Source organism: Nocardia spumae (genome assembly GCF_020733635.1).
In the GTDB taxonomy this organism is placed as follows: Bacteria; Actinomycetota; Actinomycetes; order Mycobacteriales; family Mycobacteriaceae; genus Nocardia; species Nocardia spumae.
On sequence record NZ_JAJFZL010000001.1, the window covers coordinates 2,697,129 to 2,718,619 of the forward strand.

Genomic DNA, 21,491 nt, shown 5'->3' on the forward strand with positions numbered 1-21,491 from the left:
GCTGCCCGGCGGCCGGATTCACGGACGCAACGCCATCACGAAGTCGTGGCACAGCTGATCGCCGACGGTGAAGGTCTTGGTGCCGACCGTGCGGAATCCGTGCTTGGCGTAGAAGCGCTGCGCGCGTTCGTTGCGCTGGTTGACCCCCAGCCACACCACCGCGTATTCGCCGCGGCGCGCGTGCTCGATCGCGGCGTCCATCAGCGCGGTCGACACCCCGGTGCCGTGATGGCCGGGCATCACATACATCTTGCTGATCTCCAGCGCGGGGCGGACATCGATCACCGCCGCGACCGACGGATCGGCCGGATCACCGGCCACCACCATGGCGTATCCCACGATATCGCCGCCCGCCACGGCCTTGAGCACCGTGCGCCGGGGATCGCTGAGGTAGTCGCCGAAGCGCTCGTCGGACAGGACATCGGCGATGAAGGTCTCGATACTCTCGTCGGTCAGCTCCGGCGGGCAGGCCAGTGGAAAGGTGGCCGCCGCAACGTCGCTCAGTGCCTCGGCGTCCCAGAGCCCGGCGCGATCGACGACGACTTGTTGCTCGGTCATGGGTCCAGTACAGCACGTCCGGAATTCGTTGCCGCGTGTTCGCTGGGACTCGGGCGCGGCCGGAAGAACCGAGCCGTGGCGATCAGGATCGCGGCGAACAGCAACGGGATGACGAATCCGGCCCGCCTGCTCGACGCGTCCGCGACCGCCCCGACCACACCGCCGCCGATCAGCGTGCCCGCGTAGTTGAACAGGTTGAGCCGGGCGATCACCGCATCCAGGCCGCGGCCGTCGGTCAGGCGCCCGGCCTCGCTGAAGCACAGCGGCGCGATCACCGGCAGGCCCAGCCCCGCGACGAGGAAACCGATCAGCGCCGCCACCGGTCCCGGCGCCGCGACCACCAATGCCAGGCCGAGCACGCCGATGGTGGCGGCCACCCGCACGACCGCGCGCGCCCCGAACCGGCGCACCCACCAGTCACCCGTGAGTCGCGTGATCAGCGAGGCGCCCTGATAGGCCGCCAGTGCCAGCGCGGCCGTCGCCGACGAGGCCAGCAGATCGTCGGTCAGATACAGCGCCGACCAATTGCCCACCGCCAGATCTATCGCGAAGACCAGCGCCATCGCGATACCCAGCGCCAGGTAGGCACGCAGCGGAACCGCGGTGACTGTCCGGGGGCTGGGCGCGGCGCCCGGCTCGGCGGCGTGTCCCTCGGCTTGATCGGAACCCAGCAACCGGGGCCCGAACACCAGTCCGGCGACCGCGACCACGAGTGCGGCCATGGTCACCGCGTAGGGCAGGGTGATCCCCGCCTTCTCGCATCCGGACACGAACAGCGCGCCCAGGATCGAGCCCGCGCTCCAGGCGGCGTAGAACGACGACAGCACGAACCGCCCGTACCCGTGCTGGATGAAGACCGCCTGCATATTCGTGCCGGCATCGACCATGCCGACCGCGACGCCGTAACAGCCCAGCGCGATCAGGTCGATCACGATATTCGGCGCGACCGCGATCACCAGTCCGGTCACCGCCACCAGCGCCAGGCCCACGCGCAGTGCCACCCGGCTGGACCAGCGCAGTGCCACGCGCTCGGCGAGCAGGCTGCCGCCCGCGGCGAGTCCGGAGATCATCACGACGGCCACCAGGATGACGGTGTCGGTCAGGCCGAGCCGATCGCGCTGCTGTGGCAGTTCGGTGAGGATGACCGCCAGGAAGAATCCCTGCAGCGCGAAGGCCACCGAATTGGCCGTGCGGGCCGCCCGGAGCGGTGTCGATACAGAGATGTATCCGCGGTCGAACATCTGGGCAGCCTAATCGGTCGGTGCCGGGCGACGGTAGTGGACCGGTGCGTGCCGCCGCGGGCCCGCACGGGGTACCGGCTGCGCGACGTCCCGATCACGCCGCTGTCCGGCCGTGCCGAAACCGCAGCTCAGCGAGGCAGTTGATCACGCCGGGCTCCCGGTTGGATAACGAATCCGGTCACGGGTACGTGAAGCCCCCTGGCATGTACGGCACTCTGGAGAGAGCGGGCCGGACGGGCCGCGGGTGCACGGGTAGGGGAAGTGGTGCCGTGAGTACGACAGAACGGACCGAGACGAGGCAGCAGGCAACGATTCTGGCTCCGCTGGAGACAGTGAAACTGCCTGCGGTGGAACCGAATCCGCGCGGACACCAGGCAGGGGACCGGTGTCGTGAACCGGGCTGTGGCAATTGTCATTGGGATGTGCAGCGGCTCAAGTACTGGTTGCGGGGCAGACTGTTGGCGGCGGGCGCCGACGATGCCGAGGTGGACAAGCCGCTGGGAGCGCAAACCCCCGGACTGCTGTGGCGGCGCGGCGGGCGGCTGTATGCGATCGAGGTCCGCAGCTCACCCGTATCGCTGACCCACGCCCGCAAACGCACCGCCCGGTTGAAGGCGGTGGGCTGTGACGAGGTGTTGTGGTTGTGCCCGACCGGATATTGGATCGGGCAGATTCCGGCTCTCGGTGTCGACGATTTCGCCGCCGCCGGCTGCGAGTACCGGGCACTGTCGGGTGGGCTGGTCGTCGACTCCGACGGTATCCTGGGGCCCAGGCAAACCCCCTGGGGAATAAGGGAATTCATCGATGGCTGGGTCGCGGGCGAGTTGTCCTGCGGGTATCTGGACGAGAACACGAGAGGGTGGGCGACGGTGAGCAATTGGGAGGCCCACACCCACGCGCAGGCGATGATGATCGCGCAGCAGCGTCAGGAACTACTCGATCAGCGCACCGAACTGGCCGTGGCCCGCAGGGCGACCCGGGACAAGGCGAAACACATCCACAAACTGAACCAGCGGCTCGAGCGGGCAGAACTGGTCGTCGGCCAGCTGGATGCCGCGCGGCGCACCCTGGCCGACCGGGACCGGCTCGAGGCGGGCCTGCGGGTGCGTCTGGCCCGGCAGCGTGAGGCGGTCATGCACTGGCAGCTGATGACGTGCTTCGCGATGCTGGTGATCGTCACCTTCATCGTGGCCGGGTTCATGCTGCACTGAGCTCAGGACGCCGCGAGCCGGAAGGGGGCGCGGTCCCAGCGCCAGTGGTGGCGCAGCACCAGCGCGATCAGATCCACGGGCTCGAGATCGGTGCCGTCGACGCAGGCCCGGAACCCGGACCAGTCGAGCGGACCGGTAGCCAGCCGATTCCGCAGGATATTCTCCGAGCGCGCGGATACTGTGTGCTGCAACAGGTCCGGCTCGCCGAGGCGGCTTCCGGTGAACACCAGCAGGCCCCAGCCGCGCGCATGCGCGTGCGCCCGGGCCGCCTCGAGCCGGACCCGGTTGGCATGCAGTCCGAGCTGTCCCAGCGCGACCACGTCGACGAGCAGCACCCGGCCGTCGGTGAGCCGGACCGCGATGGTGGGGCAGTACGAGTCCGGCACACCGTCGAGCTCGTAGTCGACGGCGATCGGACGTTCCACATAGCTGTCGACCTGTTCGCTCTCGTCGAGCAGTCGCAGTAGCCTGGCCTGGAGCGCGGTGTCGAATGTCGCTTCCCGGCCCAGCTTTTCGGCGAAGATCCGCCCGCGCGCGTCATCGTCCGCGTCGACGGTGGTGATCGGCAGTTCGGGCAGCGCGGCGGGATTCCCGCCCGGCCACTGTGCGCGCCGCAGCAGCGGAAGGAGCTGTCCGGCAGTGGGTTCGGACGTCCGGGGGCGATCCGGATGCCAGCGTCCCCGCTGCTGCCATACGGCGATGCGCTGAAAGACGAAGCCCGCCACCCGTTTGGCGTCGATCAGCGAATGCCCGGCCAGTCGTAGTTTCAGGTAGGCGAGATCCTGGGCGGCGATATCGCTGTCTCCCACATAGGTTTCGATGAGCAGCGTGCGAATCAGATGCTGATCGCCGGCTTCGGCCGGATACTGCTCGGCGAAGATCGCGGGATCCGGATATCCGGTGGCCTGCACCCGCCGGATCAGCTGTCCGGCGGCGCGGGTGTAGAGCTGGCGAACCCGGTCGCGGGACAGCTCGAAGCGCGCCCCCAGCAGCGTCAGCGTTTCCGGGCGCACACCGTTCAGCCCCAGCCTGCGGGTGAGCAGTTCTCCGTCGCGGGGACGATCGCAGGCCTGGTCGCCGACCATCGCCGCCAGCGTGTCGGCGATCTGCTCGGAGCGGAAGGAGATGCCGTCACGCAGGTCGTCGAGCAGCCCGGCCTGTATCTCCTCGATCCGGTTGGTCGTCACCGCTTGCCTTTCGCCGTCTCGCACGTCCATTCGAAAGCCTATGCCCTCGTGTGGTTTCGGCCCGGCAAGCGCGGCCGTGTCCGATCGCGAACAGTGTGATGAGCAACGCTACGACCCACGCGGCCGCCGACGCGGCGCCCAGCAGGTGGATCCCGTCCACGAATCCCGCCGCGGCCGGCGACCCGGCCACCGCGCCGAATATCGCCACACCACAGGCGGTTCCGACCTGGCGAGCGGTGTTGGACACCCCCGTCGCCAGTCCCGATCGGTCGGCCGGGGTGGCGCGGACCGTGGCCGCGACCACCGCGGTGGTGATGAGCCCGGAGCCACAGCCCAGGACGGTGAAGGCGGCGAGCAACCGGCCGATTCCGCCGGTGTGCCCGAGAGTGGTCAGCGGGATCGACCCGCAGGCGGCGAGGACGCAGCCACCTGCGATGGCCGGTCGCGGCCCGTACCGCGCGGTGAGCCGTCCCGATACCGGTGCCAGGATCACCAGCGGTAGCGCCAGCGGGATGATCGCGGCGCCCGCGGCGGCGGGGGAGCGGCCCAGCGTGTCCTGCAGATACAGCATGCCCACGAACAGGATTCCGTTGAAGATCAGATTCATCGTCAGGGCCACCACATTCGGCGCCAGGAGTTGCTTGCGCCGCAACAGGTCCACCGGCAGGAACGGATCGGTGCCGCGGCGCGCGGACGCGAAGGCCGCGGCGAGTGCGGCGACGGCGACCACCGCGGCCGTGGCGACGATTCCGGGCCCGGCCCGGTGGCCCGCGGAGATGATCGCGAACACCAGGCTGCCCAGGCCCAGGACGAACCCGGTCAGACCGGGCAGATCGAGACGACCGCCGCGGCGTGCGACGTCGGCCGGAACGACGATCCGGGCGGCGACGGTCGCCGCGATCGTCAGCGGTACGGCGATCCAGAACACCGGCCGCCATCCCCACCGCGTCACCAGCACGCCGCCCAGCAGGGGGCCGGCCGGCAGCGCCAGCGACGACACCGCCGCCCAGGTCCCCAGCGCCCGCGCCTGTTCGGCGCGGCCGGGAAAGACCTCCACGATCACGGCCATCGTGCTGGGCAGCAACAGCGCGCCGCCCACCCCCTGCGCGATCCGCGCCCCGATCAGCACCGCGACGTCCGGCGCCAGCGCACACCCCAGTGCGGCCAGGCCGAACAGCGCGAATCCGGTGAGTAGCATTCGGCGGTGCCCGACCCGGTCGCCGATCGTCCCGGCCGCGAGCAGCAGTCCGGCGATGGCGACGACATATCCGTCGACCACCCACTGCAGCTGCGCGATCTGGGCGCCCAGCCCCCGTCCGATCGCGGGTAGTGCGACGTTGACGATGGTCACGTCCAACAGCACCAGGAACATGCCGGCACACATCACCGTGAGGATGAGAGCACGGTCGCGCCGGTGCGAGGTCGTGGGTGCGCTGGTCATGCGGCCAGTGTGGGACGCGAATCGTTCGGCGTGGACCGAAGTGTTCGCGCGAGCGCCGACGCCCACACTTCGGTGCGGACCGAAGTGTCGTCGCGGCAGACTGGTGTCATGACCGACCGTCGACCGCTCTACGGATATGCCGATATCGCCGCAGTCGGCGCCCTGCTGTCCGATCCGACCCGGGCGCGGATGATGATCGGCCTGGCCGACGGCCGGGCACTGCCCGCCTCGGTGCTCGCCGCGGAATCCGGTGTCGCGGCCTCGACCGCCAGCGAGCATCTCGCCCGCCTGGTCGAGGGCGGACTGCTCAGTGTCGAGCGCTCGGGCCGGCACCGCTACTACCGGATCGCGAATTCGCAGGTCGGCGCGGCGATCGAGGCGCTGGCGGTACTCGCGCCGACCCGGCCCGTCCGGTCGCTGCGCGAATCGACCCGGGCGGCCGCGCTGCGCCGGGCGCGCAGTTGCTACGACCATCTCGCCGGGCAGCTCGGCGTGGCGGTCACCGAGGCGTTACTCGACCGGGAAGCGCTGACCCGCACCGATGGTGTGGACGGCACCGGCCGCGCCGCCGGTGACCCCATCTCGGCGCCGCTTCCGAGTCACCCGTATCGGCTCGGCCCCAACGCCGCCGCGCTGTTCGCCGAATTGGGCGTCGATCTCGACGGTGCGCGGCATCAGCGTCGTCCGCTGCTGCGCTTCTGCGTCGATTGGAGCGAGCAGCGCCACCACCTCAGCGGTGCGCTGGGCGCCGCGGTCCTGACCCGGATGGAATCGGCGGGCTGGATCGATCGCCCGGGCACGCGTCGCGCCCTGCGACTGACCGATCGCGGTGTGCGCGAACTCGATCGGGTACTCGGGGTGGAACTCGCCGGTTAGCCGCGCCGCACATGCCCGCGGAACTTCGCGCCCACCGCGGGACCGGTTGCGCCACCGAGCCACTCGGCCTCGAAAGTCTCCGGACCGCACTCGCCGATCCGCGTGATATCGCTGATCAGTGCCCAGACCTGCGCCGGGGTGGCCGACATACGAACGGTGACCGAACCACGCACACCCTCACCTCGCAATCGCCGCACCGCGCCTCCGACGGTAGTCCGCCGTTGCTATTCGCTGTCCGGTTTCATCGGCCACCTCGCGAAGGACAGACGCGGTGTGACGGTCTCGACATCCGCCACGCACATCACCGCGTGCAGGGTCATGATGCCGATATGGTCGGTCGACGGCGTGATGACGACGTCCGCCCCGGCCGCACGCGCCTGGTCCGCGAGGGGAATCCGGCTGTTCTCCGGCGACCACACCAGGCAGTAGCCCAGGTGTCGCGCCAAGCGCCGAACCTGGGCCATATCCCAGTCCAGCGCGGGTGCCTCCGGATGCACCCATCCGAGTGCGATCGGGCGCGTCACCGCCGCCTACCGCCGCGCCGCCGCTCACCTCGCGGGGGGAGCCGCACCGTCACGACCGTGAACACGACCAGCGCCGCGATCAACAGCACCACCGGCAACATTTCGCACACCTCTCCCTCGTCCGCTTCGGTATGCCGTCGAGAGTCGAGGAGAGCGAAAGAGGATGTGCGCCAACACGATAACCTGGGAAAACTCATGCGAATCGCCTGGTCGTGTTGAGCAATGCCGCATACAATCGGCGCGTTCTGCAACGCGCACCGACTTCAGAATGCAACGAGGGGAGAGTCGTTGATCGTCGATGGCGATGAATCGGAGGCAGCGGGCAGCACGTTGCCGCGACGGCAACTCGGACGTTATCTGCGGGAGGCACGCGAAGGATCGGGTCTCACGGTCGAGCGAGCCGCCGCGCTGATGGAATGGCACAAGTCGACCTTGAGTCGCCTGGAACGTGGATTGACCGAAAAGGTCAGGGTTCGGGATGTTATGGGCTTGTGTGAGGTGTACGGGCTCGATGAGGAGAAGGCCGACGCGGCCAGACAACTGGCCGAACAGACCCCGGCGCGATCGTGGTGGCGAAGCTATGGGGATGTGATGGCGGCGAAGTTCAACACATACGTCGCATTGGAGGGCGGCGCCAGCGAATTGGCGATGTTTCAGCCGCTGATCGTGCCGGGAATACTGCAGACCGCCGACTATGCAAGAACGCTTGACCAGCAGTATTTCTCAGAAGGCTCACATGACGAGGTGGAACGCGCTGTAGCGCTGCGGATTCAGAGACAGCACGCTGTCACACGCCAACGGCAGCCACTGCGGATCTCGGTCATTTTGCACGAGAATGTACTGCATACCGTAGTAGGCGGGCCACAATTGATGGCTGCCCAGTTGCGTCACATCGCGGATATGGACACGCGGGAAAACGTCCAGGTGCGAGTCCTGCCGTTCCGTGCAGGATTTCCCACCGGCATGGTCACGTCGCAATTCATCATCATGACGTTTCCCAAGGACAGCAGGGGCAAGCCGGTTGAGCCGACCATAGTGTTCGCCGAGAGTCACACCGGCCACGTCTACCTTGAAAGCGCGGACGACGTGCGTAGGTGCCGACAGGCGTTCCATACCCTGCTGGCAGCGGCCCTGGACGACCGGCCGAGTAGAGATCTGATCAGAGAGGCAGCAAGGAAACATGAGCGTGGAGCCTGATCCGACCACGGCACAGTGGTTCAAATCCAGTCACAGCTCCGGGGGAGCCGAGTGCGTCGAAGTTGCTTTCCTCGCGGGAAATACAGTCGGCGTACGCGACTCCAAGAACGTGAACGGCCCGGCGCTGGTGTTCACCCCGGCTGAGTGGGATGCGTTCACCGCCGACGTGGCGGGCGGAAAGCTCGAGCGCTGAGAAACTCGAGCGCTGAGAAAACGGGCGAAGCCCGGCCCGGACCGGGCGCGATCGATCGGTCCGGGCCGGGCTTCTCTGTGTGGTTCGTAGGCGGCCGACGAGGCCGCGATCGTCGTGCGCACTCCGTCGCGATGCCTGCGCTCGCGCGGCTCGCGCGGGCGCCTGAACATCGACCTCGCCGGCGCCCGGTGCCCTCGTCGGCGCCGGGCGCATCCCCTTGGCCTACAGCGGTTTTCGCGAAGGCCCGCGCATTCCGCACCGGCGCGAGTGGCTGACATCACTGCCCGTCGGACAGGCGAGGCGGGGTTGTCATCGCATACGGTTGCGCAGATACAAGAAAGCCCCGGTGTGAACCGGGGCTGACCTGCAGTTGGTGCGCGATACTGGGATTGAACCAGTGACCTCTTCCGTGTCAGGGAAGCGCTCTCCCGCTGAGCTAATCGCGCGTGGTTCGCCTACTAGAGGCGGCGACGGGAATCGAACCCGTGTGCACGGCTTTGCAGGCCGTTGCCTCACCACTCGGCCACACCGCCAACCAAGGCCGGGTTGGCCTTCGAGCGGATGACGGGATTCGAACCCGCGACCCTCACCTTGGCAAGGTGATGCGCTACCAGCTGCGCTACATCCGCATGCTGCTCTCCGGGGCTTTCGGGCCCCTTCCGGCTGCGAGAGAGAACATTAGCCCACTACCCGCTTCGTCAACAAATCGGCTGGTAGATGGGGGTAAATGTGAATGACAAGCATGTAGTCCGGAAGATGCCTCCCGGTGTCGGCCAGAGGCTTCCGTACGAAGCCGGTCCCGAACCGGACGAATACCTGGATCCAGATCGCGCCCGGTGCCGCTCCGAGCGTCGGTAGCCGGCTGTCCCTGCGGCCGACACTCCGCATCCCACGCGCGGTCGACTGTCGCGCTGCCGGCCGGACTCGATCGTGGCCGCGCGATCGCCCACGTCGGCGGGGCTCATTCCGTGCCCGGTTCTCCCGGCCTCGATGCGCCCCGAAGCCACTTGCGCGAGACCCGCTGCGCCCGTTCCTTTTCCGTCCCTCGCATGCCACGGAAAATCCCCAGTTCAAGGCCCGATTTGGTGTGACACCGGTGATGCGTGTTAAGGTTCCTTCTCGTTCGGAACGGCACTTCCGCCGCCCCGAATCCCCACGGTCCCATAGCTCAGTGGGAGAGCGCTCGCCTCACACGCGAGAGGTCGCTGGTTCGAAACCAGCTGGGACCACCAGAACCTCTTTATTCGAAACGGCGACCGTTCGCATGTGTGCATCGCGGCGGTTGATCCTGGTTTTGTCCGCCGTCCGATTTGGGTGGTTTAGGGCTGCCGAGTGAAGGTCAGCGAACATGCCGGTCTTGTCGTCGGTGATTCGTAGGGCCGTGGCGTCTTCCAGGTCATCGATGTAGAAGCATTCGAAGAACGTCTCGTTCAGCAGTCGCCGTACGTCTGGGGCTGCGTCCAGATACAGGCTGTACGGGTCGGCGATGAGGTCGAGGGCGTGACGGAGAACCGTCGTTCCGACGCCGAGTTCTTCGGAAGTGTTGGTGAGGGCCGCTTCGATGCGGTTGCGCTGGGCTTTGATCTCGATGAGTCTCATGCGCACCTTGGCTTGGGGCATCGAGCCATCGGCGAGCAGATCGACCAACCGGTTTTCGCTCTGGTCGAGTTCCTTCATTTGCCGGTTCAGGTTGGCGTGCAGCTCTCGGGTGGTGTTCTGCTCGTCGGAGACGACTTGTTCGAGCAGGCGTCGCGTCGTGGCGGCGAAGTCGGTCGGCAGCTGCAGAGTGCGGTAGTGGTCGACGATTGCTTCTTCGACGGTCTCGGCCGGCAGGTGGGGGAGGTCGCAGAGGCCTTGTTTGCTCCTGCGGCAGACGAAGTAGGCGTACCGCACTCGGTTGCGGCCGGTGGAGACGTTGTAGATCAATCTGGCGGTGGTGTCTTCGTCTCGGCAGCGTGCGCAGAAGAGCCACCCTTTCAGGTAGTGGGCGTGTATGCGGTCCCGGGTGCCGTTGCCGCTGCGTTTGCGCAAGACGTTCTGCACACGTTCGAAGAGTTCGTGGTCGATCAGTGGCTCGTGCCGGCCGGGATAGATCTGGCCCTTCCAGGTGACGTAGCCGACGTAGTAGGGATCGCGCAGCATGTTGTGGAGGGTCGCCGCGGAGACGGGGCGTGGGTTCGGGCGGGCGCCGGTGGGGCGGGACGTGAGGCCCATGTCGGCCATTGCTGCTTCGAGGTCCTCGATCGAGTAATCGCCGGTCGCGTAGAGCTCCCATGCTCGAACAACGAGTGATGCGCGTTCTTCGTCGGTCTTGATGGTGTTGACTTGGCGGCCCTCGACTGTGATCCGTGCGTTGATGTAGCCCAGTTTTGCCCGGCTGCAGGTGCCGCCGTTCATGGCTTTGTTCAGCATCTTGGTGCTGATGTCCTGGCCTGACAACCGGTTCTGGGTGTCGTTGAAGATGTCGGTGATGGCGGCCATCATGTCGCCGTAGATGCCGTCGCCGAAGTCTTCCTTGGCCGATATCAGCTTGACGCCGAGCAGGTCGAGTTGGCGTTTGGTGATGGCGGCGTCGATGTAGTTGCGGAAGGCGCGGGAGCGCATGTAGACGATGACGTACTTGATCTGTGGGTTCTGCTGGAGGTAGGTGAGCATCCGCTGGAAGGCGGGGCGCTTTTCGATCGACTGAGCCGAGACTCCTGGCTCGACGAATTCCTGGACGATCTGGGCGGGCAGTGTGTGGGCTCGTTGTTCGACGATCGTGCGTTGGGTGGCAATGGAATTGCCGTCGGGGTCGATGTCGATGGCGGTGTTCAGCTGCTTCTTGTCCGAGACGCGCAGGTAGGCGACAGCGAGCACGACGGTGCCGTTCAATGGGTTTCCTCCTCGGTGGTTTTCGACTCTTTCGCCAGCTCGATGACGACTCGGCTGAGCCTGCGAAGATCGGGCGGATCGCGCCGATCGCTTTCGACGACAAGGTGATGCTCACGTCGCTCGCCGATAGGTCTGCCGCCGCCGCTAGGCATCGGACATTCCTGAGACGCGCCGGAGGGCCGAACTGCGGGCTGTTCGAGACTGGTTCCAGCTATGAAGTTTCTCGGCTCTGCCTCGAATTACAAGAACCGAATGATTGCTGGCGGATAGCTGTCGGTGTGGCTCATCGGTGAGGAACCAGCGTTGCTGGAGTGGTCGGCATGGTGCGCAATGCCGTACCGCCTGGCGGAAGGTGAGTCCTGCGGTCGTCCTGCCCGCATCGGACGGATCCACGGTTGCCGCGGAAGTAAGAATCGGTGGCGAAATGTAGGCAGCCGCACGGGGACAGCTTTCGAATCCGACTAGCGCGCTCGGCGTGCCGGGCGTGCAGCTGTGTTCGGAATTGTCGGCGCAACTACCTCGGCGCAAATTCCAGAGTCGCAACATGGTCGAGGCCTCGATTCGGTTCCTATCGAGTTCCTCGCGCTACGCCAGATACGTTCGAGGCTTCCATCCGTGTCGCCAAAGGGGAAGGGGTATATCGAATCTTGCTTCTTTTCTTCGGAGAATTTCAGATCCGATCCACCTCGACGCCCAAAGTGGATTCGGGAGTGTCACGAATGATAAGAAGACAGTTCGCGATCAGTAATCGGTCGGTTCGCAGGGCTTGGCGCTGGTGTCATTCCGCTCCGATGTCTGGACCGCTAGGCCAATACGTCATGAGGTCGCCGGGAGTGTGCGGTGCCTGATAGACGGCTCGCAAGATCTGATCCTTCGGCGCACCAGGGGTGTCGGCGAGGCGAACGAACCAGTCTATTCCGGCGGAGTATGACCACATGTAGGACCGCAAGAGAATGTTGGCGCCACGGTCGGTGAGCAAGTCGGCGATCTGGGAATCGGTCCAGTAGGGCACGCAGCGCCGGGCGCGCTCTGCTAGGTCGAGAATCGGGTGTCCGGCTGCCAGCGCGAGGTGTAGCTGGCCGCGCACCAGTTGGTGGTAGTGGTCCAATCGCACTCGGGCGGTGAGGTTTTCGTCGTCGGGAGTGACGAATAGCGGCATTGCCTGTGCGAGGCCTTCGAACAGGACTTGGTTCGATGAGTGGACCGAGCATAGGCGGATCCACGGCACGTCTTCTTGGGCGCAGCGTGCGGAGATGCTTGCGAATTGGAGCGCGTGGCCGAGGATTTCGTGGAGTGCGAATTGGCGGGCTACCACCTGGGTGAAGCGGGCGTTTCGGAGGTTGATTCGTAGTCGGGGTTTCTGGCCGGCGCCGTCGAGCCAGTAGCTCCAGTAGGCGTCGACGTCAACGGATTCGATGGTGAGGTCGTAGTCTGCGGTCGATCCGGTTGCGGCGCGGACGCTCGGCTCGAGGTCGGCTGCGGCTTCGCGGATCGCGTCCGCGCTGACCGAGACATCTAGCGGGCCTTCGGCTTCCATCAAGTCGGTCAGGGTCTTGGGTCCCCAGTCTATGCCGAGTGCGGCGAGGCTGTGTTGTGCTCGCTCGAGGTGTTGCTGGAGGTATTCGTCCGACCATCCCTTGGGTTCGCATCCCTGCGTGCGGCGAATGTATCGCTCGAGGGAGTCGTGTTCTCCGAGCAGTGCGGCGCAGTAGGCGATGTCTGCGTCGATTCTGGTTGCGAGGGCGGTGTCGCCGGCTGCTGCGGCTTCGGCGTGGAGTTCCGACAGCCTTTGCAGGGCTTCGAGCCTGTTGTCGACTGCCGGGACGTCTGAAGTTATCGGCGAGCAGTCGTAGTCGATGACGGGGTGCGCGCCGCGTTCGATTTCGTATCGGTTCCAGGCTCGTAGAACGTGCTCGGCGGCGTCACGCAGTTGCCTGGTCACGATCGATCTCCCAACGTAGCGTCACCGATTCGTTCGGTCGCAGATAGTCTCTGGTCAGCGTGACCACGATGTCATCGCCGTCGTAGTGCCACAGTAGGTCCTCGGTCGCGCTGTTGATCAGGTCGTTCGCTGCACTGCTCGCTGGTGCAGGTGAACAGCTGCGCGGTGATCCGGCCGGGCGAACCGGTGCGATGAGGTGCTGCTGCACCGGCGGCCAAGTCGCCAGCACTTCCTGCTGTGTACGTCATCTCCCGATACACCCGTCGCTTGGTTACCGCGACCTGCCGGGCAGGGCTGATGGAATCTTCCACGCTTCCACTCTGGAGCCAATCAGTGGCCAGTGTGAGAACCGGGCGCCTGGGGCTGCTGAAAGTTGGTTGTATTTAAACCGGTTCGCACGTCACTGCTGCCTTCGATGGGTATGGACGTATCCAGGGGATTCCTCCGGCCTCCCTCCGGGGCGTATCCACCGCCGCGTTCGTAGGTCCGACTGGTCGCAAGGTCGTGGATATCCGTCATTTCGCCAAGTTCGGCGGGTATACGCCCCCGTAGATGGGCGATGTGGGGAACGATCAGTAGTTCGATCTCGTGGGTGGCTACGTGATCGATGAGGGCCTCCGGCACGATCAGGCTGCTCCCTCGAGTCATGCCGACGTAGTCGTAGCCCAAACGAGCGGCGATGCGCTGGGATTGGAAGAGCAAGGGTTCGATCGCTGTCACCAGGTCGACGCAGACGTAACCCATTGCCCGCGGTAGAGTTTCAGCGTTCATAGGTATCTCCGTGCGGATCGGCGGGGTCGGTGTTCTCCCGTTCGATGCGATGGCGAATTTCTGTGACGCGTCGTTCCGGTGGAATGCGTTGCGGCCAGCACACGATGGTGATGTAGATGATGATCGTCAGGATGACGCAGCCGATGAAGAGTGTGATCATGGCCGGTTCGCACCGCCCAGACGGCGTACCGATGATGTCCTGGTTCTGACCGGTATGTATCCGGACGAGCGATCAGCTCTCGCTACCCTGCTGCTGGGCATGGCGTCCCCTTCCTGAGCGCGGCTGGTCTGCAGCACAGCGCCATGTGTCCGTGTTCTGTCGTGGAAAGCAGCTGCCGCCGGGGATGGTGAATCCCTGGCATCTGCCCCGGCGGGCGTCACTTGTGGTGCGCCGGGTGTGCTGGTGGGATCGGGGCTCGACCCGGCGGCAGCGCTGTTCCCAACTTTCTCGCGCTGGTGCAGGTCACACCAGGTACAGATGGGGTACGTGCGGGGTACTCTCGGCGTACTCGACCCCTGACGACGGATACTGCTGATGCGATCGTGTGGACGATGGACCGGACGAGAAGTAGCTGCATTTCGGCACGCGCTCGGTATGAAGCGCGAGGCTTTTGCGGCTCATGCCGGTGTGTCTGTGGAAGCGGTGCGTAAATGGGAGCGGCGACGCGAGACGATCGTTCTGTCGGTGCCTTACGCGGCGCGCATGGATCGCAAGCTCCGCGAAGCCGAAGCGTTTGTCGTAGAACGATTTTGGGCGCTGCTGCCTGACAAGGACGCTGATGCCGAGGCCAATTGCGACGAAGAACGAGTGCCGGAGCCCGAAAGTGCTGATCGCATGTTCGTGCCGGCGCATACTGCGTCGGGTGAGGTTGTGTTGATGTCTATTCCACGACGCACGTTCATGGCCGGCGTTGGGGTTGGTGCTGTCGGTGTCGTCGTGGACCGGGCGGTGTCGGGGATCCCGCTGGCGGAGGCCTTCGCCGGTAGCGATATCGACCACGTCAAATTCTTCCTCGACAAGCGGATGAACATCATCGAGGCGGACAATGTCTACGGCTCGGCGAGCACACTCGCCGAAGTATTGGGTGCGATCGCCCGCATGCAAGCTCTGAAGCAGGCGAAAGTCGTTGATTCTCAGCGTATCTTGCGGCTGTTGGCGTTGTATGCGGAGACTGCGGCCTGGCAGTACCAGGACCAGCGAATGTTCGGCGAAGCGCAGCATTGGGCCGAGAAGGCTTTGACGTGGGCACATCAACTGGGCGACAACTACTGCATCGGCATGGCGCTGGTTCGGATGAGTCAGCTGGCGTCGGATCAAGGCGATGGCGCAAGCAGCGGTGAACTCGCCGAAGCCGCGAAACGGGCTGCGCCGGAAAGCTCTTTGTTCGCCGCCGCAGCTGTCGCCTACGGCGCGCACGCGCTGTCGCTCGAAAAGAATGCGACCGCGAGCGCACGCGCCTACGACGATGCCCGCCTTCTGATCGAGAAGGCCGACGCCGATCCTGTCTGGGGATTCTTCCTCGACCACTCCTATATCGACGCCTACCAAGCACACAGCCTCGTCGCCCTCGGTGACCATCACTCCGCCGCAGAACAATTCGACGCGGCGACCGCTCGCATGCAGTCCGGCTATCCGCGTGACCGGGGTGTGTACTTGGCGCGGGCAGCGGTGGCGCATATGACCGCGGGGGATATCGAGCCGGCGGCGTCGGCGGGGAAGCAGGCTTTACGGGTTGGCATTGCCACGAATTCGGGCCGGATCATGGAGCCGGTGATCACGCTTGCGGCGTTGATGGATCCGCACAGCACCCAGCCCGGGGTGGGCGAGTTCGTAGAGGAGTTCGATCAGTGGAAGGTAGCGAGTTGCCCAAGCCGTATGTAGTGCTCTCGGTGGCGGTGAGTGTGGATGGCTATATCGACGACCTCGTTCCCGAACGCCTCTACCTGTCGAACGAGGCGGACTTCGATCGAGTCGACCAGGTCCGCGCCGGATGTGATGCCATCCTGATCGGGGCGGAGACATTGCGGCGGGACAATCCGCGTTTGATCATCAAGAGCGCAGACCGTCTCGAGGCTCGCGCCGCCGCGGGGAAGCCCGCGCATCTGCAGAAGGTCGTGGTGACGGCTTCCGGCAACCTGGATCGTGAGGCGAAGTTCTGGCACCACGGCGTGGAAGAACGCCGTCCGATCGTCTACACCTCCGACACGGCAGCGCCGAAGCTGCGTGAACGGTTCGGCGACCTCGCCACAGTCGTAACGCTCGGCGACACAGTGGATTTCGGTACTCTTCTCGATGACCTCGGTACGCGCGGCATCGGCCGGGTGATGATCGAAGGTGGTACCTCAATACACACCGCGGTACTTGCCGCCGGGTTGGCCGACGAACTCCATGTCGCTGTCGCGCCTTTGCTGATCGGGCAGGGGGATGCGCCCCGCTTCGTCAATCCGGCGGAGTTCCCTGGAGGGTCTCGTCGACGGATGCAGTTGGCCGATGTGACCCAGATCGGGGATGTTGCGCTGTTGCGATACTTTCCGAAAGTCCCGTCCGCAGACGGCTGACAAGAACCACTTCCGCATGTTGCTGTACGAATCGCCGTCGGCCGCGTAGTTACAGGCCGAGGTCGGTGATTGCCGATCTTTCGTGGACCTGTTGCTCACTGCCGGAAGCGGTTTCGTACTCGAGGTCGGTGGTGACGGGCAGTGCGGTGTCTACCGCCGAGTCGATGGCAGAACCCGCGGATGGGATATCGACACCACCGGAGCCGCCGTCGGCGGGGGCGGTCTCTGCACTGTCCATTGGTGCGTGCTTGGGGAGTTCGAGGCGGTGCCAGAGCGCTGCGGCGGGCATGTCGTCGGGGAGGGGACGTTGGGCGGCGGCGGTGGTGAGGAGGGCTTCGATGTCGTGGCCGGCGTGGGCGGCGGTGTCGAGGTGTTGGGCGAGGGTGGGCCACCAGGGGTCGGTGGTGATTCGGGTGTCGATGCGTTTGGCGAGTGCTGACCAGGTGTGGGTGGCGGTGTGGAGGTCGCCGAGGGTGTCGGTGACGTGGGTGTCGAGCCGGTGTTGATGATGGCGTTCGGTGGTGGGGTAGCGGCGTGGTCCGGTGGGGCGCAGGTCGGTGTCGGGGATGTGGTGGGCTGCGCGCCAGACGGCGAGTTCTGCGATGAGGGAGGGGTTTTCGAGTAGTGGTTGTGCCCATGGTGGGGCGGTGGCGTGTGTCCACGTTCGGGTGTCGCTGGTGATTTGTTGGGTGAGGGTGGTGATGATGCGGGCGCGTGCGTCGAGGTGTTCGGTGAGCTGGGGGTCGGTGATGTGGTGAGGGTGTCGGGGTGTCCAGGGCAGTGGTCCGGGTTGGGTGGAGTGTGTTCCGGTGGTGTCGAGGCGCCAGTCGAGGACGGCGGCTGGGTCGTGGGCGGTGTCGAGTTCTCGTTGGGCGGCCGCGGTGTGGAGGGCGTGGATGGGGTCGTGTCCGGTGAGGGCGAGGGTGGCGAGGTGGTGGCGCAGGACGGTGTAGGCGGGTGCGTCGGTGAGCCCTGGAAGGAGGTTTTCTGCGGCGGTGTCGATGTGGTCGAGGGTGGCGGGGCTGAGGGTGTGTTCGATGGCGATGCCGGTGGCGTCGAGGTAGGTGTCGATGGCGGGGCCGAGTCGTTTGTGGGGGTTGAGGGTGTCGCGGAGGTGGTTGTGGGCGCTGGTGTGGGTGGCGTCGCGGGCGAGGATGTGTTGCAGCACTTCGGTGCTGGTGCGGGGAAGGACCGCCGGTTCGGTCCAGGGGGAGGGTTCGTCCGGGTTAGTGGTGGTGGGGATGTAGGCGTGGTTGGTGTGGATGCCGCGGGTGAGGGCGACGTAGAGCTGGTTGCGTGATTCGTGGCCGGTGAGCACGGTGTGGCAGGTGTCGGTGGTGATGCCTTGGGCGGAGTCGAGGGTGAGGGCGTAGCCGAGGCGGACGTGTTCGGCGACGTAGTCGGCGGGTAGCAGTGTTGTGGCGCCGGGTTTTCCGTTGTGGGTGTGGTGGCTGGCGGTGAGGCTGCCGTCGGGGTGGACGGTAGTGATGGTCCATCGGTAGCCGTTGCGGACCCAGTCGTTGTCGCCGACGGGGAGGCGGGGGTTGTTGCGTCGGGTGCAGATGATGTCGCCGGCCGAGGCGGCCAGTCCGTCGGCGAGGACGACTTCCGGACCGTGCGGGGCGAGCGTGCGGGTGAGTCGGTCGGTGCGGGCGCGGGTGTTGAGGTCGGTGACGATGTCGTGCGTGGTGGCGAGCATGAGGGTGTTTCGGCCGTGGTGGTGGTCGGCGAACCATGCGACATACGCCTTGTCCGCGATCGCGGCTGGGGTTCCGGAGTGGACGCGTTGATGGTCGAGGTAGAACCCGAGCGCGGCGGGATCGCCGTCGCGCAGCATGAGACTGGCGCGGGCTTCGGCCGGTGAGGCGAAGCGCACGACCTCGGTGACGGTGGGTGTTTCGGCGTTGTGGGTGGTGTCGATGCCGGTGCCGCCGGGCTCGATGGAGGGTAGTTGTTTGTCGTCGCCGAGGCATCGGATGGTCGCGTCGCGGGTGGTGAGGAATTCGAACAGGCGCAGACGTTTGTCGTCGCCGAGCTTGACGTGCTCGTCCACGATCACCAGGGTGCGGTGGTCGATCTGCAGTAGCCATTCCGGTAACGGCGGCGGGTGTGTCGAGTCGGAAATCGGCTGTGGGGCGTGTACATGCTGGTCGACGATGTGTAGGAGGCGGTCGACGGTTTCAACTCGGATGCCGGTGTTTTCGGCGAGGACCGCAGCTGCGGCGGCGGTGGGGGCGAGGCCGAGGACAGTGCCGCCGGAGGCGTGCCAGGCGCTGACGAGCACGCGCATGGCGGTGGTTTTGCCGGTGCCTGCGGGCGCGTTCGCGACCGCAATCCGCGCGGGAGACGTGGCAAAATACGTGATGAGAGCTGTTTGACCGCTGTTGAGCTGCGCGTGGTTGTTCGCGGGATCAGCGTCGTAGGCGTCGATCGCTGAGGTCACTAGATCGTGCGGCAGTGTGCGGGCGCCGGGCTGTATGGAGAGGTCGAGGAGGCGTTGTTCGGTGTCGAGTCGACGTGTCGAGGTGTAGGTCTGGGCACCTGAAACGGTGTAGACACTGGTGCCGTCGCGGCGTCGCAGGACCTCAGGTGAGTGTTGAAGGACAGATTCTGCGGTGATGTCCGGGTCGCCGCGGGCGAGGGATCTGGTGGGCGATAAGGCTTCACGGACGACGGCTTCCACTACGTTGGGCCACTGCGTCGGCTGAATGTGTCCGCGGGTTTGGCGTTCGGCTTCGGCGCGAATGTGGTGGTGCTGCCACACCGAACGCTGCCCGGAAACAACATCGACGACCTCGTCGGCAGTACGGGAAATCCACGCCTCATCGATCGTCGAACGAGGATGTGCGGAGCGATCCAGCACTGCTTTCACGGTGTCCCGGACAGCGTCGGGTCCGCCGAGGAGTGTCGCTGCATCGTGGTGCCAGTCGCGGCGTTGCTGAGCGTATGAGCGCGAGAGATGTTTGGAGGGGCGGGTTTCGAGAGTGGCGCGCTCGGCGAGAGCGAACAGTTCTTTCGGTGTCGGTTCGCGCCCGAGCTGCTGCTGAAACGACACCGCGAGAGAGTCGAGCCGGTGGGTGATGGCGGCGTCGCGGCGCGACCAGTGGCGTATCAGTTCGGCTAGGATGCCAGTGATTTCGCGGATGGGGCGCTTGTTGGGTGTGGGTGCGGGGCGTTCGGTGAATTGGATGCCGAGGCTGGTTTCGAGATGGTGTTCGAGGCGGGTGTTGTAGATCTCGCTGACCACGACGAGGTTTCGGTAGAAGTGGGTCGCATCCAGAGTCCGCCATTTGCCGTCGAGGGTGCGCACGCGGTTGGCGATGAGCATGTGGGTATGCAGATCGGGGTCGCCGGAGCGGGATTCGCGGTGGGTGAAGCGTGCGGCGACGAGTCCTTCGACGTCGACTTGCCGCACGCCGCGGGTGCCGAGGCGGGTGTAGGTGGCGTTGTTTTCCAGCCAGGCGATGGCGTCGTCGACGGCAGCATTGTGGGCGGCCTGGATGGTGTCGGCGATGGGTTTGGGGGCGATGGCCCACAGCGCGGAGACGCTTTTGACGGGAGAGAAGGTGATGTCGAACCCGGCGACCGCGGCCGATTGGGGGCGGGAGATGCGAGCGACGAATCCGGAAAGTTCTCGATCGTCGAGCGGTGCGCGATCGTAGTTCTCGACGAACATCGCTGTGGCGACCTCGGTGCGGATGTGGGCGCGAATGTCTTCGTCGATGGCGGTGTTGGCGTCGAGTCCGTGGGCGAGGTTGTGATCCCGATAGGCCCGGGCGCAGCGGGTGCGGAAGGTGTTGTCGCCGTGGCGTGCCGGGAAGGCTTTCCTGAGCCGGCTGGCTTGTTTGGCCGCATACACAGCGTCTTTGGGTTTGGCACCCTTCGCTATCGCTTCGGTGACGATCTCGTATTCGATGGCGGTCGCGTTGGGGTGGCGGCCGAGCCCGAACAGGCACCGCATCTGGTCCTCGGTGACCTGTTCGCCTGCTGAAATACCGAGGGCGGCAAGGCCGGTGCCGTGCCACGTGCCGGGTGCTTCGCCGCGGGTGGAGTAGTAGTCGGCGAGGCTGGAATTACCCAGGTCGGTGGCATCGGCGGCGGCTACCTGGCGTTGGTAGTACAGGTAGCTGGTTCCGGCGAGGATTTTGTGCAGCGTCGCTGTCACGTATCCATCAGACACCCAACGGTATTCGGATCGCGAGGGCTGGAAGGGAGGTAGTTTGTATCAATTTTCGCCGTTTCGCCACGTCGTAAGGAAATTCTCAGCCGGAGTGCAGGAGGTCTGCGTGTGGTGTGTGGATTTGGGGGTGGAGTGGGTGTGTGAATGTGTGTGTGGTGTGAGTGAGGGAATGTGGGTGGGTATGTGTGGTGAGTTGAGGGTTTGTGTGGGTGCTTGTTGTGTGGGAGTGGCTGGTTTGCTGTGTGGTGGCGGGCCCCGCAATGGTCGCTCGTGACGTGGGTGGCGCCATTCCGTTTCGGCGGGCCATGGGGTTCGACGGCGTGAGCAGGGCGAGAGCCTCGTAGTACGGTGTCACTGGCTGCGCTCCCTTTCACCATGGGGGCTTTTTCCTCGTGTCCGCTCCGCTCGCCCGCCGCGGGTGGATCCCGCCAGACGGTGGCTGGCGGTGCGAGTACTCCAGTCCGGGGTCGGTCGGCTTTCGTACTAGGTACGCCATGTCTGGTGGGAGCCTTGTGCGCAGGTATGCGTCAGCCAAGTCGCGTTGGCGCTGCTCTCGTTCCTCCTGCGCGCTATTCAGCACTGGCCGTTTTTCCTTGCGCGTCTGGTCTGCGGCGTCGGTGGCCTCGCGTGCCAGTTGCACCTGCTCGATATGTGCGCTAATCGCTGCAGCTCTTCGACTGCGCACCTCTCCCAGGCCTCGTGCTCTCCGCGCTTGATGTCAACGTTTTCGTTCGCTC

17 protein-coding genes, 4 tRNA genes and 1 pseudogene are annotated in these 21,491 nt (G+C 65.6%); 7 read left to right on the forward strand and 15 right to left on the reverse strand.

The features are described 5' to 3' along the window. Positions 1-18 precede the first annotated feature (18 nt). Both LKD76_RS11795 and LKD76_RS11800 read right to left on the reverse strand, forming a co-directional pair. Positions 19-558 (reverse strand): GNAT family N-acetyltransferase, encoded by a 540-nt coding sequence (locus LKD76_RS11795; RefSeq protein ID WP_227981065.1) that lies wholly within the window; start codon positions 556-558, stop codon positions 19-21. Continuing rightward, entirely contained in the window at positions 555-1,799 is a 1,245-nt protein-coding gene (locus tag LKD76_RS11800; protein ID WP_227981066.1) for an MFS transporter, read from the reverse strand. Before LKD76_RS11800 ends, LKD76_RS11795 begins: the two co-directional genes overlap by 4 nt. Before the next feature lie 422 nt (positions 1,800-2,221). Here LKD76_RS11800 and LKD76_RS11805 point away from each other — a divergent pair, with 422 nt between their 5' ends. Continuing rightward, positions 2,222-3,010 carry a competence protein CoiA family protein gene (locus LKD76_RS11805; protein WP_227981067.1) on the forward strand — a complete coding sequence of 263 codons (789 nt, stop codon included), beginning with the start codon at positions 2,222-2,224 and terminating at the stop codon, positions 3,008-3,010. Between the two features lie 2 nt (positions 3,011-3,012). On the opposite strand, the gene LKD76_RS11810 is transcribed toward LKD76_RS11805, so the two are convergent. Together LKD76_RS11810 and LKD76_RS11815 are read right to left on the reverse strand one after the other, a co-directional pair. Beyond that, a complete protein-coding gene (locus tag LKD76_RS11810) occupies positions 3,013-4,197 on the reverse strand; it encodes a hypothetical protein (protein WP_227981068.1) in 1,185 nt (394 codons plus the stop codon). Next, positions 4,142-5,638, reverse strand: a complete 1,497-nt coding sequence (locus tag LKD76_RS11815) for an MFS transporter (RefSeq protein ID WP_227981069.1) — start codon at positions 5,636-5,638, stop codon at positions 4,142-4,144. The genes LKD76_RS11810 and LKD76_RS11815 overlap by 56 nt, the downstream gene beginning before the upstream one ends. Before the next feature lie 108 nt (positions 5,639-5,746). Between LKD76_RS11815 and LKD76_RS11820 the strand changes: the two genes are divergently transcribed. Further along, complete coding sequence (locus LKD76_RS11820; RefSeq protein WP_227981070.1) at positions 5,747-6,514, forward strand: ArsR/SmtB family transcription factor; 768 nt, start codon at positions 5,747-5,749, stop codon at positions 6,512-6,514. A 2-nt stretch (positions 6,515-6,516) separates the two neighbouring features. On the opposite strand, the pseudogene LKD76_RS11825 reads toward LKD76_RS11820, so the two are convergent. Continuing rightward, positions 6,517-6,687 (reverse strand): annotated as a pseudogene (locus LKD76_RS11825) (SRPBCC family protein); the annotation flags it as partial. A gap of 51 nt (positions 6,688-6,738) precedes the next feature. Beyond that, a complete protein-coding gene (locus LKD76_RS11830) occupies positions 6,739-7,038 on the reverse strand; it encodes a hypothetical protein (RefSeq protein ID WP_227981071.1) in 300 nt (99 codons plus the stop codon). 288 nt (positions 7,039-7,326) lie between these two features. Between LKD76_RS11830 and LKD76_RS11835 the strand changes: the two genes are divergently transcribed. Continuing rightward, the gene (locus LKD76_RS11835) at positions 7,327-8,235 is read left to right on the forward strand and encodes a helix-turn-helix domain-containing protein (protein WP_227981072.1); all 909 of its coding nucleotides are present in this window, start codon (positions 7,327-7,329) and stop codon (positions 8,233-8,235) included. Continuing rightward, complete coding sequence (locus tag LKD76_RS11840) at positions 8,225-8,428, forward strand: DUF397 domain-containing protein (protein WP_372465790.1); 204 nt, start codon at positions 8,225-8,227, stop codon at positions 8,426-8,428. The genes LKD76_RS11835 and LKD76_RS11840 overlap by 11 nt, the downstream gene beginning before the upstream one ends. A 371-nt stretch (positions 8,429-8,799) precedes the next feature. Here the strand turns inward: LKD76_RS11840 and LKD76_RS11845 are convergent. The 3 genes from LKD76_RS11845 to LKD76_RS11855 all read right to left on the reverse strand — a co-directional run bounded on the left by LKD76_RS11845 (position 8,800) and on the right by LKD76_RS11855 (position 9,057). After that, positions 8,800-8,874, reverse strand: a tRNA-Val gene (locus LKD76_RS11845). 16 nt (positions 8,875-8,890) lie between these two features. Continuing rightward, a tRNA-Cys gene (locus tag LKD76_RS11850) sits at positions 8,891-8,961 on the reverse strand. Between the two features lie 23 nt (positions 8,962-8,984). Next, positions 8,985-9,057 (reverse strand) — tRNA-Gly (locus LKD76_RS11855). Positions 9,058-9,585: 528 nt separating this feature from the next. Between LKD76_RS11855 and LKD76_RS11860 the strand changes: the two genes are divergently transcribed. Then, positions 9,586-9,660: transfer RNA gene (locus tag LKD76_RS11860), tRNA-Val, on the forward strand. Here the strand turns inward: LKD76_RS11860 and LKD76_RS32325 are convergent. From LKD76_RS32325 to LKD76_RS11885, 5 genes are all read right to left on the reverse strand, one after another. Next, on the reverse strand, positions 9,617-11,287 hold the full coding sequence (locus LKD76_RS32325; RefSeq protein ID WP_227985219.1) for a recombinase family protein: 1,671 nt from the start codon (positions 11,285-11,287) through the stop codon (positions 9,617-9,619). The genes LKD76_RS11860 and LKD76_RS32325 overlap by 44 nt on opposite strands. A 793-nt stretch (positions 11,288-12,080) precedes the next feature. Continuing rightward, positions 12,081-13,244: a hypothetical protein gene (locus LKD76_RS11870; protein WP_227981074.1), complete on the reverse strand. Its 1,164-nt coding sequence runs from the start codon at positions 13,242-13,244 to the stop codon at positions 12,081-12,083. Beyond that, positions 13,225-13,473, reverse strand: a complete 249-nt coding sequence (locus LKD76_RS11875) for a hypothetical protein (RefSeq protein ID WP_227981075.1) — start codon at positions 13,471-13,473, stop codon at positions 13,225-13,227. The genes LKD76_RS11870 and LKD76_RS11875 overlap by 20 nt, the downstream gene beginning before the upstream one ends. A gap of 101 nt (positions 13,474-13,574) precedes the next feature. Then, a complete protein-coding gene (locus tag LKD76_RS11880) occupies positions 13,575-14,015 on the reverse strand; it encodes a hypothetical protein (RefSeq protein ID WP_227981076.1) in 441 nt (146 codons plus the stop codon). Next, entirely contained in the window at positions 14,005-14,175 is a 171-nt protein-coding gene (locus LKD76_RS11885) for a hypothetical protein (RefSeq protein WP_227981077.1), read from the reverse strand. Before LKD76_RS11885 ends, LKD76_RS11880 begins: the two co-directional genes overlap by 11 nt. Positions 14,176-14,550: 375 nt before the next feature. On the opposite strand from LKD76_RS11885, the gene LKD76_RS11890 reads away from it, so the two are divergent. Next, complete coding sequence (locus LKD76_RS11890) at positions 14,551-15,897, forward strand: helix-turn-helix domain-containing protein (RefSeq protein ID WP_504828447.1); 1,347 nt, start codon at positions 14,551-14,553, stop codon at positions 15,895-15,897. Between the two features lie 20 nt (positions 15,898-15,917). Then, entirely contained in the window at positions 15,918-16,574 is a 657-nt protein-coding gene (locus LKD76_RS11895) for a RibD family protein (RefSeq protein ID WP_308188644.1), read from the forward strand. 49 nt (positions 16,575-16,623) lie between these two features. Here LKD76_RS11895 and mobF read toward each other — a convergent pair whose 3' ends face one another. Then, positions 16,624-20,739, reverse strand: a complete 4,116-nt coding sequence (gene mobF / locus LKD76_RS11900; protein WP_227981079.1) for a MobF family relaxase — start codon at positions 20,737-20,739, stop codon at positions 16,624-16,626. Positions 20,740-21,491: the final 752 nt, after the last annotated feature.

Bases quoted from the DNA above. Each gene is read 5' to 3' on its own strand.
- LKD76_RS11795 (WP_227981065.1), bottom strand. From the start codon at position 558: ATGACCGAGCAACAAGTCGTCGTCGATCGCGCCGGGCTCTGGGACGCC.
- LKD76_RS11800 (WP_227981066.1), bottom strand. From the start codon at position 1,799: ATGTTCGACCGCGGATACATCTCTGTATCGACACCGCTCCGGGCGGCC.
- LKD76_RS11815 (WP_227981069.1), bottom strand. From the start codon at position 5,638: ATGACCAGCGCACCCACGACCTCGCACCGGCGCGACCGTGCTCTCATC.
- LKD76_RS11820 (WP_227981070.1), top strand. From the start codon at position 5,747: ATGACCGACCGTCGACCGCTCTACGGATATGCCGATATCGCCGCAGTC.
- LKD76_RS11880 (WP_227981076.1), bottom strand. From the start codon at position 14,015: ATGAACGCTGAAACTCTACCGCGGGCAATGGGTTACGTCTGCGTCGAC.
- LKD76_RS11885 (WP_227981077.1), bottom strand. From the start codon at position 14,175: ATGATCACACTCTTCATCGGCTGCGTCATCCTGACGATCATCATCTAC.
- LKD76_RS11890 (WP_504828447.1), top strand. From the start codon at position 14,551: ATGCGATCGTGTGGACGATGGACCGGACGAGAAGTAGCTGCATTTCGG.